This is a genomic window from Bradyrhizobium algeriense, assembly GCF_003062295.1.
Taxonomy (GTDB): domain Bacteria; phylum Pseudomonadota; class Alphaproteobacteria; order Rhizobiales; family Xanthobacteraceae; genus Bradyrhizobium; species Bradyrhizobium algeriense.
Genome location: NZ_PYCN01000009.1, coordinates 20300 through 36214 on the forward strand (window position 1 = coordinate 20300; position 15915 = coordinate 36214).

The window sequence follows — 15915 nt, forward strand, 5'->3', positions numbered from 1 at the left end:
CGGTGTCCCGTGCCGGCTTCGGCTCACCATGTCACGCTCCCATGAGTGCATTCTTCGGTTGAGGCGATGCGCCCTAGGTGGTGTGGACTCTAAGGATTCCCTTTTAGGAGCAAATCAGATTCAAGCCTGCTTTTGGGAGGCAGTCTTGGGTGTGATGGACCGGTTGATTTTGAGCGATGCGGCGTGGGAGCGGATGGCGCCGCTGATCATAGGCCGGCCTGACCAGAAGGGTTCGACCGGACGCGACAACCGGATGTTCGTGGAAGGTGTGCTTTGGATCGTGCGTACGGGCTCTCCCTGGCGTGATCTTCCGGAGGCGTTTGGGGATTGGAACAGCGTGTTCCGGCGCTTCAGTCGATGGAGCATCAAGGGTGTTTGGTGGCGGATCTTCGAGGCGATGTCCGATGATCCGGACTTCGAGTATCTGATCGTCGATTCCACCATCGTCCGAGCCCACCAGCACGCTGCCGGGGCAAAAAAAGGGGGTCTGAAGATCAGGCGCTCGGCCGCTCGCGCGGTGGCCTGAGCACCAAGATACATCTGGCCGTTCGCGGCTTGGGATGTCCCGTGCGCTTCAGTGCGCTTCACGCTTACCGCAGGTCAGAAGGGCGATGCACCGCAGGCCGCCGCATTGCTCGAGGGATTGCCCGCCGAGGTCGTCATGGCCGATACGGCCTATGACGCCGATCACTTGCGCCAGGCCATCGCTGCCAAGGGGGCGCTCGCCGTCATCCCGAACAACCCGTCACGCGCGCTCAAATATCCGCTCGACAAGCATCTCTATGCCCAGCGCCATCTCGTGGAATGCTGCTTCTCCAAGCTCAAGCAATTCCGCCGCGTCGCAACCCGCTTCGAAAAAACCGCTCGAAATTACCGTGCCGTCGTCACTCTCGCAGCCATCATCTTATGGATGCGATAAGTGTCCACACCACCTAGCCCACGGCGGATCGGGGCGGCCCCAAGTCGTCGCAGCCAAGCACATGAAGAATTGGCGGAAAGCGGTGGCGGCGTACTCGCCGCGGGGGCTACGGCCCGCCATCCGTCGTTTTCCGGCGTGATGGCTCAACCCCGCAACGAGGCGCGTCATTTTGGTTGCATTCGCAACCGATAGACGCGGGAACCATGAAAGCCACTGTCCATCAGAAGATCACGGACCAGATCGTCAGTGACCTGCAACGACAATGGCCATTTCGATGAAAGCCGAGCATCGAGAAAGGCGCCATCTCGCGTCCTTGCGCCGCAACGGACTCGGTATCGGGCACCAATATCGTGGTACCGTGGTCAGCGGTCGGCCGAAAAAGGAGACGCCGCCCGATCGCAGCGCGGAATTTCGTCGTGGCGTGTTTTCTAACCGAGATGCTGAAGCGAGCTACTGCAAGGAATGGAACGATGCGGCCAATTGTAGAACGCAAACCCGTTATCCCGAAGGACGAAGGGACGACGGACTTGCGAAGGTATCGGTCTGAGGATCGATCAGCTCCCACAAAGCTCGCCGCGGGATCAGACGTCGATCGCGATGGTGATCTATAGCACCATCGCTTCAGTGAAGCAGGTCGATCCGCTTTTGATCAAGTCGGCGCGGACAATGGGAGCAACGCCGCAGCAATTCTTCCGCAAGGTCATCGTTCCTGCCGCGCTTCCGAGCATCTTTGTCGGCATTCGACTCGCCAGCGCGTCCGCAATGCTGGTGGGTTGCGTCCGAGATGGTCGGCGTGACGGCTGGTCTCGGCTATCATCATCAACAGCCAGTACAGCTTCCTGACCCCGCAAATGTATTTCGGCATCATTGGCATCACTGTGATCGGGCTTGCCTTCAATGCCGTTCTCGAGGCGCTGGAGCGGCGCTTTATGCGACGGAAGGCGCCGGTGACGACATAGGGCGGTACGAGCGGCTCCGATGCAACGACGTTGTCGCGATTTGCAACCTCATCGGCTAACGCTCAAGAAAAACGCAACCGTCGGATCGCCGCGCTTTCTTTAGGAAGCAGGAACACCGAGTAGGAGGAGCGCAATTGGACGGGCAGAGCGAGCGAGGCTCGTATTAACAGCTATTTGCCGGTTCTGCGCGACGGCGGTTACGGCAGCAATCATCAAAACATCAGGTGCGCGATCGTCATGATGGGCGGGGCACAAAACCCCACGGCCCGAAGCGCACGACCCGCGTCCGATGTCTGACATCGAACAAGGCCGCCAGCTACAAACGCACCGCCGTGTTGAGCCGCCGAGGCAATCTTAGGCCGAAATAGGTGCGTATGTGCGTTGGTAGTGCTGGCACGGTCGTTGCTACGGGAGCAACACGGTGTCAGGCGGAGTGCATGCAGACGCGCTCTCGTTCATTGAACTCGTGCCCCGTTTCTTAGAGACAAACGAGCTCGCGCATACGGTCGCGCGAAGGTTTGGGAATAGCTTTGGAGAACAACGTGATCCTTCGTATCGACTCGCCAGCTCCTCCGATGAGGGTGGAAAGCTGGGTGCGTGGCGAGCCCCTCACCAACTTTAAGCTGGGAACGCTGTATATTGTCGAGTTTTGGGCGACTTGGTGCCGCGGATGTGTGGCGGTGATGCCCCATCTCGCGGAACTGCAAGAAAAATACAAAAATAGCGCAGTTGAGGTCATCGCAGTTGCAGCTTCCGAGCGAGGCTCAACGGCCGAGGAGGCGCGAACGAACTTGGACGCGTGGTTGACCGAAAAAGGCTCCAAGCTGAATTTTCGGATCGCGTTCGATTACGCGGGAAAAATGAAGAAGCTTTGGATGGCGCCCAGTTTTTCTGCCACTATCCCTACGTCATTCGTCATCGACCGTGACGGTCACGTCGCCTTTATCGGTCACCCGATGCAACTGTATGACGTGTTTGCAAAAATGTTAAACGGCACCTGGCGCACCAGCGATGAAGCCAAAGCAGCGGATGCGGAGCGAATCGCTGAAGCAGAATCTAGAATGCGCGAGAAAGCCCAGATGCAAGCGTTCTGGGCCAAACTTGGGCCGGCGCTGAAGGCGCAGGATTGGTCGACGGCGCTTTCGGCCGCTAAAGAGGGCGTTGCAGTGACGCCGGACGACATCAGCGTTCGCGTAGTTCATGCGGATCTGCTCCTGCACAAAATCCATGACATGCAGACGGGGTCAACCGTTAAGCGTCAATTGGCTCGCGATGCGATCGACAAAAAATCTGAGGACTGGATGGTCGGGGCGATCCGCCAACTCTTCGATCCAGCGGAGGACAACTCTGATTTCCCGCATTCTGATCGCTTTGCGATGGGCAAGGAGTTGGCCGAACACATCCTCGCGCTGAATTCTCCAGAAGGCAGCGCCCTCCCCAAGTTTCTGTCCTATGGGGCGGTCGCTCAGTATTATTACGAAAGCGGCAACAAGGATCGTGCGGTCGAGTTAGTCGAGTCGGCGGTGAAGTCGCTGGATAGCCCGGGGCGGCCAATGGGGGCTGAAGAGAAGGCGCACTACCTGCGGCTGTTGCTTAAGGCCTTGGCCAAGTACAAGGATGAGGAGGCAAAGCCGTTCTGGGGGACGAAGAACGCCTTGGCCTGAATTTAAGAAAATGCGGCTTGCAAGGACGAGCGGTGGCCCAAGAGCGGGTGCCGCGGAACGCCCAAGGTGCGCCGAAGATGGCGGTGAGGCAGCTTGCCGCATGGAGAGGACGAGGACATGAACGGGTCGCAATTCGATCGCGCAAACATCGTGGCAGAAGAGCTGTCGGCGACCGTCGCCTCGAAAACGACTGATCCGATTCAGGAACACAATTCGCGTCCGCCGGCCGAAGGCCTCTACGATCCGAGCCTGGAGAAGGATTCCTGCGGCGTCGGCTTCATCGCCAACATCAAGGGCAAGAAGTCGCACGAGATCGTCTCGGACGCGCTCAACATCCTTTGCAATCTCGAGCACCGCGGCGCGGTCGGCGCCGACCCGCGCGCCGGCGACGGCGCCGGCATTTTGGTGCAGATCCCGCACGCCTTCTTCAGCCGCAAGGCCGGGGAGCTCGGCTTTACGCTGCCGGCTCCGGGCGAATACGCCATCGGCGCGCTGTTCATGCCGCGCGACACCGCCTGGCGCAACGTCATCAAGAGCATCATCGCCGACCAGATCAAGGCGGAAGGCCTGACCCTGCTCGGCTGGCGCGACGTGCCGACCGACAACTCCTCGCTCGGCGTCACCGTGAAGCCGACCGAGCCCGCCTGCATGCAGGTGTTCATCGGCCGCAATGGCACCGCCAAGACCGAGGACGATTTCGAGCGCCATCTCTACATCCTGCGCAAGTCGATCTCGCAGGCGATCTACCAGCGCCGTGACCGCGGCCTCGCGGACTATTACCCATGCTCGATGTCCTGCCGTACCGTGATCTACAAGGGCATGTTCCTCGCCGACCAGCTCGGCAAGTACTATCCCGACCTGCATGAGTCGGACTTCGAGAGCGCCCTGGCGCTGGTGCATCAGCGGTTCTCGACCAACACCTTGCCGGCATGGTCGCTGGCGCATCCCTATCGGATGATCGCGCATAACGGCGAGATCAACACGCTGCGCGGCAACACCAACTGGATGGCGGCGCGTCAGGCGTCCGTGAGCTCGGAGCTCTACGGCAAGGACATCAACCGGCTCTGGCCCATCTCTTATGAAGGCCAGTCGGACACCGCCTGCTTCGACAACGCGCTCGAATTCCTGGTGCAGGGCGGCTACTCGCTGCCGCACGCGGTCATGATGATGATTCCGGAAGCCTGGGCCGGCAATCCCCTGATGGATGAGCAGCGCCGCGCCTTCTACGAATATCACGCCGCCCTGATGGAGCCGTGGGACGGCCCCGCCGCGATCGCCTTTACCGACGGCCGCCAGATCGGCGCCACGCTCGACCGTAACGGGCTTCGTCCGGCGCGCTATCTTGTCACCAAGGACGACCGCATCGTGATGGCGTCCGAAATGGGCGTGCTGAAGATCCCCGAGGACCAGATCGTCACCAAGTGGCGGCTGCAGCCCGGCAAGATGCTGCTGGTCGACCTCGAACAGGGACGCCTGATCCCGGACGACGAGATCAAGGCGACGCTGGCCAAGAGCCATCCCTACAGCGACTGGCTGCATCGCACCCAACTCGTGCTGGAGAAATTGCCCGACGCGCCGACCAAGGGCATCCGCTCGAACCTGCCGCTGCTCGACCGGCAGCAGGCGTTCGGCTACAGCCAGGAAGACATCAACATCCTGATGACGCCGATGGCGGCCACCGGCGAAGAAGCCGCGGGCTCGATGGGCAATGACACGCCGATCTCGGCACTGTCGGACCGGCCGAAGCCGCTCTTCACCTATTTCAAGCAGAATTTTGCGCAGGTCACCAACCCGCCGATCGATCCGATCCGCGAGGAGCTCGTCATGAGCCTCGTCTCGATCATCGGGCCGCGGCCGAACCTGTTCGACCTGCAGGGCATGGCGTCGACCAAGCGGCTCGAAGTGCGCCAGCCGATCCTGACCGATGCGGACCTGGAAAAGATCCGCTCGATCTCAGATGTCGCGGACACGCATTTCAAGTCGCGCACGCTCGACACCACCTTCCACGCCGGCTTCGGCGCAGCGGGAATGGAGCAGGTGCTCGATGAACTCTGCGCGCGCGCCGAAGGCGCGGTGCGCGAAGGCGTCAACATCATCATCCTGTCCGACCGCATGGCGGGCTCGGACCGGATTCCGATCCCCTCGCTGCTGGCCTGCGCCGCCGTGCATCATCATTTGATCCGCACCGGCCTGCGCACCTCGGTCGGTCTCGTCGTCGAGTCCGGCGAACCGCGCGAAGTGCATCATTTCGCGTGCCTGGCCGGTTACGGCGCCGAGGCGATCAACCCGTATCTGGCGTTCGAAACCATCATCGCGATGAAGGACCGGCTGCCGGGCGCGCTCGACGACTATGAGATCGTCAAGCGCTACATCAAGTCGATCGGCAAGGGCCTGTTGAAGGTGATGTCCAAGATGGGCATCTCGACCTACCAGTCCTATTGCGGCGCGCAAATCTTCGACGCCGTCGGGCTGAAGGCCGACTTTGTCGCCAAGTATTTCGCCGGCACCCACACCCGCATCGAGGGCGTCGGCCTGGCCGAGATCGCCGAGGAAACCGCGCGCCGCCATACGGACGCGTTCGGCGACGCGCAGGTCTACAAGACCGCGCTCGATGTCGGCGGCGAATATGCCTACCGCACCCGCGGTGAGGATCACGCCTGGACCGCTGAATCCGTCTCGATGCTGCAGCATGCCGCGCGCGGCAATTCGCACGAGCGCTACCGTGGCTTCGCAAAGATCCTCAACGAGCAGTCCGAGCGGCTGTTGACGCTGCGCGGGCTGTTTCGGATCAGGACCGCCGAGGACGAGAAGCGCAAGCCGGTGAAGCTCGACCAGGTCGAGCCGGCCTCCGAAATCGTCAAGCGTTTCGCCACGGGAGCCATGTCGTTCGGCTCGATCTCGCGCGAGGCGCACACCACGCTCGCGATCGCGATGAACCGGATCGGCGGCAAGTCGAACACCGGCGAAGGCGGTGAAGAATCCGATCGCTTCAAGCCGCTGCCGAACGGCAACTCGATGCGCTCGGCGATCAAGCAGGTCGCCTCGGGCCGTTTCGGCGTGACGACGGAATATCTCGTCAACTCCGACATGATGCAGATCAAGATGGCGCAGGGCGCCAAGCCCGGCGAAGGCGGCCAGTTGCCCGGCCACAAGGTCGACGCGACGATTGCGCGCGTGCGGCATTCGACGCCCGGCGTCGGTCTCATTTCGCCGCCGCCGCATCACGATATCTATTCGATCGAGGATCTGGCGCAGCTGATCTACGACCTCAAGAACGTCAATCCGGACGGACAGGTCTCGGTCAAGCTGGTTTCCGAAATCGGCGTCGGCACGGTGGCCGCGGGTGTCGCGAAAGCGCGTGCCGACCATGTCACCATCGCGGGGTTCGAGGGCGGCACCGGCGCATCCCCCCTCACCTCGATCAAGCACGCAGGCAGCCCCTGGGAAATCGGCCTTGCCGAAACCCATCAGACGCTGGTGCGCGCGCGGCTGCGCAGCCGCATCGTGGTCCAGGTCGACGGCGGTTTCCGCACCGGACGCGACGTCGTGATCGGCGCGCTGCTCGGCGCGGATGAATTCGGCTTCGCCACCGCGCCGCTGATCGCGGCCGGCTGCATCATGATGCGCAAGTGCCACCTCAACACCTGCCCGGTCGGCGTAGCAACGCAGGACCCGGTGCTGCGCAAGCGCTTCACCGGCCAGCCCGAGCACGTCATCAACTACTTCTTCTTCGTCGCCGAAGAAGTCCGCGAGATCATGGCGCAGCTCGGCTACAAGAAGTTCGACGAGATGGTCGGCCAGACCCAGATGCTCGACCAGTCCACGCTGGTGGCGCACTGGAAGGCCAAGGGGCTCGACTTCTCAAAACTGTTCGTGCGGCAAAAGGAACTGCCCGGCCAAAAGATCTATCACGCCGAGGCCCAGAACCATCATCTGGAAAAGGTGCTCGACCGCCGCCTGATCGACAAGGCGCAGGCCGCGCTCGACCGCGGCGCGCCGGTCAAAATCGAGGAAGAGATCAACAACACCGACCGCTCTGCCGGCGCGATGCTGTCGGGTCAGGTTGCGAAAATCTACGGCCATGCCGGGCTGCCGCATAACACCATCCATGTCAGCCTCAAGGGCACCGCGGGCCAGGCCTTCGGCGCCTGGCTTGCGCAAGGCGTCACTTTCGAGCTCGAAGGCGAAGCCAACGACTATGTCGGCAAGGGCCTCTCCGGCGGCAAGATCATCGTCAAGCCGCCGAAGAACAGCAGCATCGTGCCGGAAGAAAGCATCATCGTCGGCAACACCGTGATGTACGGCGCCATTCAAGGCGAGTGCTACTTCCGCGGCGTCGCCGGCGAACGGTTTGCCGTGCGCAACTCGGGCGCGGTCGCCGTGGTCGAAGGCGCGGGCGATCATTGCTGCGAATACATGACCGGCGGCATCGTGGTCGTGCTCGGCAAGACCGGACGCAACTTCGCGGCCGGCATGTCCGGCGGCATCGCCTATGTGCTCGACGAGAGCGGCAATTTCGACAGATTGTGCAACCTCCCGATGGCCGAGCTCGAGCCGGTGCTGTCGGAAGAGCTGATCAACGCCGGCACCTATCATCACTCCGGTGACCTCGAGGCGCATGGCCGGGTCGACGTGTTCAAGAACCTGCTCGACTCCGACGTCGAGCGGCTGCACGTCCTGATCTCGCGCCACGCCAAGGCGACCGGCTCCAGGCGCGCTGCCGACATCCTTGCCAATTGGAAGGGCTGGCTGCCCAAATTCCGCAAGCTGATGCCGGACGAGTACCGGCGTGCGCTGCGCGAAATGGCCGCCAACGCGGACGCCGAGCCGAAAATCGCGATCAGGGCGTAGGCAATCACACCCCATCATTGCAAGCGCAGCGAAGAGAGTGGATAGCGACCAGATCTGGCCAGACTGAAGTTGCGAGAAACCACCCAACATCGAGACGACGATGTTGCTCGATCATCCTTCCGACGGACCGACCGCTATCAGGACGCAGTTTGGCGCAATTTTTGTGTTTTGGAACTGAGCCGTTCGACGTGGCTGGTCACGTCGCCTTCGCCCGGGAAGGGCGAGAAGACGTCCAGGCTTAGAATGTGAGTTTGATCTGGCACGTAAACCACATCGCCAAACCGGCTCGAATCTTGGATCGCTGACGATAAGGAGTTCTCCGGCCCAGTTACGCCCGACCACGAAAGCCTGATGGCGCGCTCGATCACGTCAAGGTCAAGCCGCTTCGCGCAGAACCGACAATTGCTTATGCGCCTTCAATCGTCTGAAGCCCTTGTTGGCCTCGATCATGCCGGCCGCGACCCATCGCAAGGCCATACCGGCATCTCGCCAGCGTTTGACGTTGCGCGTGACGCGGCGAATGGTGCCCATCATGTTCTCGGCGATGTTGGTACAAGCGAGCGATCGACGAAGCTCCTTCGGCAGCTTCAACCGGACCAGTCAGGATTTCGTCGAGGCCTTCGAGGATGCTCGCCGCTACGCCGGGCCATTGCTGGTCCAGGCGACGCGCGAGATTGCGGATCAATTTTTCAGCCTTGTCGGCGTCATCGAGCTCCCAGGCCTGGCGCAGCACCCGACGGGTGGCCGCATGATGCTCTTTCGGCAGGCGTTCCATGATGTTGCGCGCCTTGTGGATCTGGCAGCGCTGGATCGCAGCGGCCGAACCGAAGGTGAGGCGGATCGCCTTCGACAACGCCTTCGCGCCGTCGGCGATGAACAGTCTTGGCACCGTCGGGTCGAGCCCGCGCGAGACCAGGTTGTCCAGCAGGGCCTGAACCGTTGCGGCATTCTCGGTCGCCCCTTCCACCAGCGCCAGCGGATGCTTGTTGCCTTCGCCGTCAACCCCGATCGCGGCGACCAGCACGAGATCGTCGCCGAGATGCAGCCCGTCGATTTGGATCACCAGAAGGTCGAGTGCGGACAGATCGGCAGCCATGAAGTCGGCCAGCCGCGCCGCCGACAGCGCTACGAACCTCCGCGAGGCCGCCGACTTCGAAATCCCCGATCCGGGCGGTGCCGGCACGTCACCCTCGGGCAGCCGGACAGCGCGGCCGAACCGGCGCGTCGATACATTGATCAGCATCAGGTTCATCGCCCAGCGACCGAGCCAGTCTTCCTCCGCCGCCGTTTCCCAGCTCGGGATCGTGACCTCGCGGCCGTCCACGTCCCGGACCCGCAGGCGCTCGACCACGATCTTGCCGCCGTGGAAGCCGATCCGTCCCCGCGTTCGGCCCCAACGATGCGCCCGCCGCGCCGTATCGCAACCGTGGCGCGACCCGCAGGCCGCCGTCACATCCGCCTCCATCATCGTGCCGAGCGCCTCGATCCCCGCCGCAAGGCAGAACCGATCGAAGCTCGCCCGTACTTCCGCAAACGTTTCGTCCACAGCCCCGGTCGCCGGCCAACCAGCCGGTGTGATATCTCTCGTCATGGCGTTGCTCTCCTTTGTGGAATCAGCACCCCGAGCCTACCGGCTCAAGGGGGGCAACGCCGACCTTTTCAGAAATTCAACAGAACCCGGGACATCCCCACACCAACATGATCACCAATTTTGTATAGCCACCACATTGATTTCATCCATTTTCAGTCACGTTATTCTCTTAACTGGCGCGCTCAATCTAGGATAACACCAACATTCGCACCGCCGCTCACAGAAGCGAGTGGACGATTTTTCGGTTGCACCAAGTTGGGAGATTCATCCGAGCGGCGCTACGGGCGCGCGCCGCGCGGCCAGCCGCCGGCCATTGAAAACATCGCCTCCATCACGGGGCCTACGCCCCTATGAGCACAGCTCCACTGGTTATCGACGGAGCCGTGGCGTGGCGATGCAATTGGAGCGTCACGCGCCTGAGACATGCAATAGTTAAAGTGAAAATGACTGATGTGGTTAGTCGCCTATGTCACGCATGTTCTCTCTAGCATTCTAATGTAATGAGTCTGAACGATGTTGGTGACTTCGCCCGGAATCGAACGCTGGTCGTGCACGGCGTTGTCTGCACAGTCGTTCATCCATGCGGAGACCTGCACGACATAGCCGCTGTGCTACTTGAAGCAGGCGCGATTTCGACGGTCGCCGAGCATGACTTGGTTAGACTTGCATTATCCCGAAACCTTGAGAACTTTCTAGTTGGATGGCATTGCGACGTTGAGGGAACAGATCGCGTTTGCTGCGGCTTGCCGCGGAGAGGGGCTGTCGGCGGATGCGGCATTTGTCGACGGCAGTCACGTGTTTCACAACGTATTTGTCGACCTGTAGATCTGTAGATGATTGTACGGGCAGCGAGGATGACGCCCGCCTTGACGTCGACAGCCGTGTGCTGCTTGTAGGCGGGCTCCAGCCGTCGGTTACGACCATTCGTCGCCATTGTCGCATCCGGATCGGTCACGCGGACGTTTTGCCGGACTGGCGCCCCTTCTTCTCGTTCTCGACCTCATCCAACACATTCGGCGGTTGCGGTCTTCGCCTTGAGACGGGCCTCGACCGTCCGCTTGAAGATCGTGCGGAAGCGCTCTGCACCCCACCGCTGGCGGATGCGTGTCAAGCTGGAGTGGTCGGGAAGAGCGTCATGCAGTCCGTAGCCGACGAACCATCGGATGGCGACATTGACTTGAGCCTCCGATCGTGGACGATGCCCAGTAACAGCCCAGCGAGCATCAGCCGCACAGCGACTTCCGGATCAACGCCCGGCCATCGCCGAGGCAATAACAGTCAGAGACTTCGTTGTGTAGCCAAGAAAAATCGAGTGCGCGATCGACCCGAACCACCACGTGATCGTCGGGGATGAGCTGGCGAAGCGAGCCGGTGACGAACAGCTCTAGCTGATCCTGTTCCTTCCGCCCCAGCATGTCGCGCCCCTCCGATCGCGAATCACAAGGAAAACGGAATCAGTCTGCGCGAACTTTTTCAACGACCTCCACCCGGCAGCGCTGCCACGTGGCGTTCAGCACCTTGGCGACGGCGACCTTGATGCTCTCGTAGGCGTCCCGAGATCACCAGCTTGACGCCGCGCAGACCCCGCCGGGCGAGCCTGCGCAGGAACGCCGTCCTCGGACGGGCCGACATCCATGCCGAGAACTCCGCGCCGGCCATCACTGTTGACGCCGATCGCGACGATCCCCGCGACCGAGACAATGCGCCCCGGCTGGCGCACCTTACGCCGTTACGTCCGAGGTAATGGATATTGGCACCTAACAATTTGAAATTACGTGATTTTCTTTCGCACCCTTGCCGATACCAACACAAATACCAACATCTCATCGTGCACCTAGCAGGAGGTAATATTCCGTTCGATCATCGAGACTCTCGTCCTGATGTCCCCTCTTCCCAGCACAAACTGCTCGAAGCCCGCATGACGGCCGAAGCACGCCAGCGCGTGCTTGAACCGGCGATTGGATGACTGCGGCAAGATCGCCGAGGGCGGGATCCAGCGCGAGCAACCCCAGCGACCAACCGATGCCGTCGGCATGTACGACGAGCAGGATTCGTCCCGTCGGGCTGTCATAGATGTTTTCTGTCACCTGCCCGGTGGCACGGGCCGTCCTGTCCGAGAGCTACCGGAACGTCATTGCTGGCTCGATCTTCTTCGCGGCGGCGGTCAAGCAGAGCGGTCCGGCCCGCTTCATGGTGCTCGACGACATCACCTGAAGCTTCGACGGCGGCCACCAGTTTGCCTTGATGGAGGCATTGCGCACCAAGTTGCAGGCTTCAGCGGCAGCCGACGGCCTGCAATTCATCGTGCTCAGCCACGACACGCTGCTGGAGAAGTATTTCGACAAGACGGCGAGCGAACAGGTGGGTTGGCATCACCAGCGCCTGCAAGGTGCAGCCCCGACGGGGAACGTGTACGCCAGCCAGCTCGATGCGAACCGGCTCAAGAATCTCGCGACGACGCATCTTCAGGCTGGGCAGGTGGACATCGCCAGCCGTTCGTACGGCAGTACCTGGAGTTCAAGCTGTCGCAGATCATCTCCAAGCTGAAGATTCTGGTGCCGCCCGACTATGCCATCCGGAGCGACAACAAGACTGTCGGGAATGCTCTCGACGCCATCTCATCGGCCATCGACCTTTTCGACGGTGCCGGCAGACTCGTGCTGAGTGCGCAACAGAAGACAGACTTCCGCAACCAGCATGTCCCTGCGATTATCGCGAACTACGTCAGTCACTATGAGACAGGCGGTGGCACACCGATCAATGCCCACGTACTGCTTGGAGTACTCCAATCTGTGGACGATCTTGCCGAGTGCTTCCGTTACGATGACACCTCGAAGACACCGCCCGAGCGGAAGTGGTATCGGAATCTAGGACAACAGTAGCCGGACTGCTCCTCTCGGATAGCAACCCAGGGAGTTTAATGGCTGTATCCTGCGTTCTATCGCGTAACGAGGCCCGCCAGCAGGTCATACGTGTCAGCGTCTGAAATCTCATCTGGTTCCGGCGTGGCTGGCGCGCTATCAAACAGCAGAAGAGAGATTGATAGGCCCAGCCGCTGCGAAAATATCGTCAACTCACGGACGGGCCCGCTACTACGTTGGAACCCCCAGACATTTGCCTCCAGGGAAATCGGGGCCTCGGCGTTCCCTCTCTGAGCATCTGGTCCACGGGCAGCGATCGATAGAGTTGGAATTTCCATCCCGCTTGTAATGAATATCCCCGATCTAAGTGCTCGTTCGCTGGCTCGCCCCCAAAGAGCAAACCCGTCACGAGCGACAACCATCGCCGCTCGCAGGTCTGTGAAGTCGATCCATTTGCGGACCGCGGCCAATAGAGAAACACCGTAGCGATTGGTGACATGATTCAAAAGCGACCGCGTGATCTGCCTGCCGCTCACTTGCTGGCGGTAATCGTCGATCGGCATCAGCAGAAACGACGCAAAGGTGTCTGCTTCTTCCTCGCGCTCTCTGTCTGACTCCTTCCATTTGTTGCTCTGCAAAGGCGAGCATTCGAAGTCCAGGCCTATCGGGCTCGCGCCGTTCGCGTAGTCGGCCGCCGTCAATGGCCGGCGGTGCATGACGTAGTGCCCGAACTCGTGCGCCAACGTGAAGCGTTCCCGGCCTGGATATCGCGTCGTCGTATTGAAGAGGATTCGCCACGCCGGCTTCTTCCGGCTGGCGCGCAGCATGCCCTCGAACCCGTTGATTTCGATCCCCTCGATTCGGCTGATGGGATCTTCGACGTTCTTCGAAACCTCCATGGCAAGGGCTTTGACGTCCACGGGGAAACGGTCTTCACCAAGAACCGTTCGCAGCAGGACGGAAAAGTCGTTCGCTGCCTTTTTGGGCCGCTTCGATAAATGCATCAATCGTCCTCATCGTCGAGGATCTTCAACATCTCGCGCAGGCGCTCCTTGCTTCGTGGATTCATGCGCTGATACTTCCGAAAGAACGCCGTATCGGTTGCGTCCTCCTGCGGCTATTCGAAAATCGCAACGGCGATCGCCAAGGTCTTCGTCGAGGAAACTAAGGATGCAATGTTTGGTGATCCTCAGAAAAGCACAGGCGAGTTGGCAACGGCGGTCGATGTGTCGGAAGACGACATCGAAGACGCATTGCATGAGCTGCGCGACCTGGTGACGGTCAGTTTCGACCGTGTTCTCCCAAAGGCGGATCTCTTCGCCACGTTCGACAAACACTTCATGGAATGGTCGCCCCAGGAGGACGCACTGCGGATTGCGGCTGACCTCGTCAATGATCCGTCGATGCCGATTGATACCGGACAGGGTCGCTCAGCGCTATGGGTGGGAACCGAGGCGGATGAACCCGGCACTGGCCTACCTTTTGGCGAGAAAGCTGATCGTCGACTATCAGGTGCTTGCCAGTCAGTTCAACTCGATCCGTATCGTGAAGACGGACGCCACACGCCGCTTCGTAAAAAGCCGAAGCTGATTGAGGTCGCAGTCACAAAGTAGCCATTCGGTCGAGAGACTCGAATAGCCGCACCTAGCGCGATGGAGGCGCGGCAAAACCTGCTGGATTACGACCTACAGAACCTGATCCCCAAAACCAATCCCTGGGAGGTTTGCAATCAACTGTCTGGATAATATTGTCATTTCAGTCGGTTAAGGCTGATTTTCAGGCGTCATTTTGGAGGGCTATAGCGTAAACGTAGTTATCATCATCGCCCGGTGCGGCGCGACAATACTAGAGTGTTTATTTCACTCAAGTTTTTGCTTGGCGCTCGCGCTTCCTGATCTCTCTGAAAACCCAGTCCGTCACAGCCCTGTCACAGCTGGACGGAAAAACATGCCAACGATCCGAAAAAGAGGCCAGACGTGGCAAGCGCAGGTGCGCCGCGCTGGCTATCCCGCCTTGTCAAAATCCTTCGCGACCCGCGCCGACGCCATTGCTTGGGCACGTGAGAAGGAGCGATCAATTGATCGGGCGGAACTGCCCACCGACATCAAGGAGATGAGAAAGCTAACGATCGCTGATCTGCTGAAGCGGTACGAGCAGTAGATCACGCCAAGGAAGCGAGGGGCCGTCTTTGAGCGGTCGCGCATTCGCCAGCTATTGGCCCACGGGATGTCCCAAACAAGCCTGAGCAATCTGTAGGGCGCAACGGTCAGCCAGTATCGCGACGACCGGCTCAAGCTGGTCAATGCGCCGTCAGTGCGCCGCGAGCTGGTCATCCTTCGTCATGCATTCGAGGTTGCGAGACGCGAGTGGGGCCTTCCGATCAGGGAGAACCCCTTCAAATATATACGACTGGCCTCGCACGCGCGAAGATAGGCGCTCCGGGCCTTGAACTCGAAGACACCTTTTCTAGTCACTGAGGAGCCGCTACCCGGTGCACGCCAGTACGTTTGCTTCTGGTCTTGCTTTGAAAGGAAATCGAAGAAATCGCGCATCATCCAATCGTGGTACACGAATGACTTGTCGCGGTACTGGTAATTCTCAATGAACTGATAGCCGAGAGTGTCGACCAACATCCCGCTCATTGGCACGTCGCAGTGTTTGCACCAGACGCGGCTCATGCGAGCCAGATATTTCATATTCTTGTTGGTCGCTTCGCTTCTCTTGGAGATCGCCGCAATTTCTGCTCGCGGATTGCAAACCTTCCAACTACCCCCGTCGTTCGCGTTCGGATAGGTGAAGCTATCGCTGTCTTTGTTCTCGAAAACCGGCAACACCCCAAAGGTCAAACCGTCTGTGAATGTGATGACGACGACTTGGCCATCGCCGAAACTTTCGGAGGTGCTGTAGGTCTTCTGAATTGATTTCTTGACCGCTTGGAGCAGTGCCGACTGACCGTTCGTCTGATATGCTTTGTACTTGTGATATTCAGCGTTTGGCAGAATGAACGCGATGTCGAGATCGCTTATTCACCAATTTAGAAGCCCACCTCCATGCGACCAAGTTCCTCCGC

General features: G+C 60.4%; 11 protein-coding genes and 5 pseudogenes. 11 read left to right on the forward strand and 5 right to left on the reverse strand.

Annotated elements, in window-relative coordinates:
* Positions 1-154: 154 nt before the first annotated feature.
* The 6 genes and pseudogenes from C7G61_RS18785 to C7G61_RS18810 form a co-directional block, all read left to right on the forward strand.
* Positions 155-919, forward strand: a pseudogene (locus C7G61_RS18785) (IS5 family transposase).
* Between the two features lie 262 nt (positions 920-1181).
* Positions 1182-1466, forward strand: a complete 285-nt coding sequence (locus C7G61_RS43955; RefSeq protein WP_145963644.1) for a hypothetical protein — start codon at positions 1182-1184, stop codon at positions 1464-1466.
* A 50-nt stretch (positions 1467-1516) separates the two neighbouring features.
* A complete protein-coding gene (locus tag C7G61_RS18790) occupies positions 1517-1762 on the forward strand; it encodes an ABC transporter permease subunit (protein WP_244608357.1) in 246 nt (81 codons plus the stop codon).
* 658 nt (positions 1763-2420) lie between these two features.
* A complete protein-coding gene (locus tag C7G61_RS18795) occupies positions 2421-3542 on the forward strand; it encodes a TlpA disulfide reductase family protein (protein ID WP_244608358.1) in 1122 nt (373 codons plus the stop codon).
* Positions 3543-3659: 117 nt separating this feature from the next.
* A complete protein-coding gene (gene gltB, locus C7G61_RS18805; RefSeq protein WP_108516980.1) occupies positions 3660-8393 on the forward strand; it encodes a glutamate synthase large subunit in 4734 nt (1577 codons plus the stop codon).
* A gap of 100 nt (positions 8394-8493) precedes the next feature.
* Positions 8494-8630, forward strand: a pseudogene (locus tag C7G61_RS18810) (IS110 family transposase); the annotation flags it as partial.
* Positions 8631-8768: 138 nt separating this feature from the next.
* Here the strand turns inward: C7G61_RS18810 and C7G61_RS18815 are convergent.
* The 3 pseudogenes from C7G61_RS18815 to C7G61_RS18830 form a co-directional block, all read right to left on the reverse strand.
* Positions 8769-9984: pseudogene (locus C7G61_RS18815) on the reverse strand (IS256 family transposase).
* A gap of 850 nt (positions 9985-10834) precedes the next feature.
* A pseudogene (locus tag C7G61_RS18825) lies at positions 10835-11399 on the reverse strand (transposase); the annotation flags it as partial.
* Between the two features lie 69 nt (positions 11400-11468).
* Positions 11469-11707, reverse strand: a pseudogene (locus tag C7G61_RS18830) (transposase); the annotation flags it as partial.
* A 350-nt stretch (positions 11708-12057) separates the two neighbouring features.
* Here C7G61_RS18830 and C7G61_RS44725 point away from each other — a divergent pair.
* Genes C7G61_RS44725 through C7G61_RS18840 form a run of 3 tightly spaced genes read left to right on the forward strand, consistent with a single transcriptional unit; the run spans position 12058 to position 12866 of the window.
* Entirely contained in the window at positions 12058-12198 is a 141-nt protein-coding gene (locus C7G61_RS44725) for a hypothetical protein (RefSeq protein ID WP_190241882.1), read from the forward strand.
* 27 nt (positions 12199-12225) lie between these two features.
* Entirely contained in the window at positions 12226-12531 is a 306-nt protein-coding gene (locus C7G61_RS18835) for a hypothetical protein (RefSeq protein ID WP_145963645.1), read from the forward strand.
* A gap of 8 nt (positions 12532-12539) precedes the next feature.
* Positions 12540-12866 (forward strand): hypothetical protein, encoded by a 327-nt coding sequence (locus C7G61_RS18840; protein ID WP_108516984.1) that lies wholly within the window; start codon positions 12540-12542, stop codon positions 12864-12866.
* 56 nt (positions 12867-12922) lie between these two features.
* Here C7G61_RS18840 and C7G61_RS18845 read toward each other — a convergent pair whose 3' ends face one another.
* Positions 12923-13849, reverse strand: coding sequence for an ImmA/IrrE family metallo-endopeptidase (locus tag C7G61_RS18845; protein WP_108516986.1), 927 nt, complete (start codon positions 13847-13849; stop codon positions 12923-12925).
* Positions 13850-14020: 171 nt separating this feature from the next.
* On the opposite strand from C7G61_RS18845, the gene C7G61_RS18850 reads away from it, so the two are divergent.
* Together C7G61_RS18850 and C7G61_RS18855 are read left to right on the forward strand one after the other, a co-directional pair.
* On the forward strand, positions 14021-14458 hold the full coding sequence (locus C7G61_RS18850) for a hypothetical protein (protein WP_108516989.1): 438 nt from the start codon (positions 14021-14023) through the stop codon (positions 14456-14458).
* Between the two features lie 334 nt (positions 14459-14792).
* Positions 14793-15005 carry a DUF2188 domain-containing protein gene (locus tag C7G61_RS18855; RefSeq protein ID WP_108516991.1) on the forward strand — a complete coding sequence of 71 codons (213 nt, stop codon included), beginning with the start codon at positions 14793-14795 and terminating at the stop codon, positions 15003-15005.
* A gap of 179 nt (positions 15006-15184) precedes the next feature.
* Here the strand turns inward: C7G61_RS18855 and C7G61_RS18860 are convergent, their stop codons facing one another.
* Positions 15185-15871 (reverse strand): SMODS domain-containing nucleotidyltransferase, encoded by a 687-nt coding sequence (locus tag C7G61_RS18860; RefSeq protein WP_338026096.1) that lies wholly within the window; start codon positions 15869-15871, stop codon positions 15185-15187.
* Positions 15872-15915: the final 44 nt, after the last annotated feature.

Bases quoted from the DNA above. Each gene is read 5' to 3' on its own strand.
- C7G61_RS44725 (WP_190241882.1), top strand. From the start codon at position 12,058: ATGTTTTCTGTCACCTGCCCGGTGGCACGGGCCGTCCTGTCCGAGAGC.
- C7G61_RS18850 (WP_108516989.1), top strand. From the start codon at position 14,021: ATGTTTGGTGATCCTCAGAAAAGCACAGGCGAGTTGGCAACGGCGGTC.
- C7G61_RS18790 (WP_244608357.1), top strand. From the start codon at position 1,517: ATGGTGATCTATAGCACCATCGCTTCAGTGAAGCAGGTCGATCCGCTT.
- C7G61_RS43955 (WP_145963644.1), top strand. From the start codon at position 1,182: ATGGCCATTTCGATGAAAGCCGAGCATCGAGAAAGGCGCCATCTCGCG.
- gltB (WP_108516980.1), top strand. From the start codon at position 3,660: ATGAACGGGTCGCAATTCGATCGCGCAAACATCGTGGCAGAAGAGCTG.
- C7G61_RS18845 (WP_108516986.1), bottom strand. From the start codon at position 13,849: ATGCATTTATCGAAGCGGCCCAAAAAGGCAGCGAACGACTTTTCCGTC.
- C7G61_RS18855 (WP_108516991.1), top strand. From the start codon at position 14,793: ATGCCAACGATCCGAAAAAGAGGCCAGACGTGGCAAGCGCAGGTGCGC.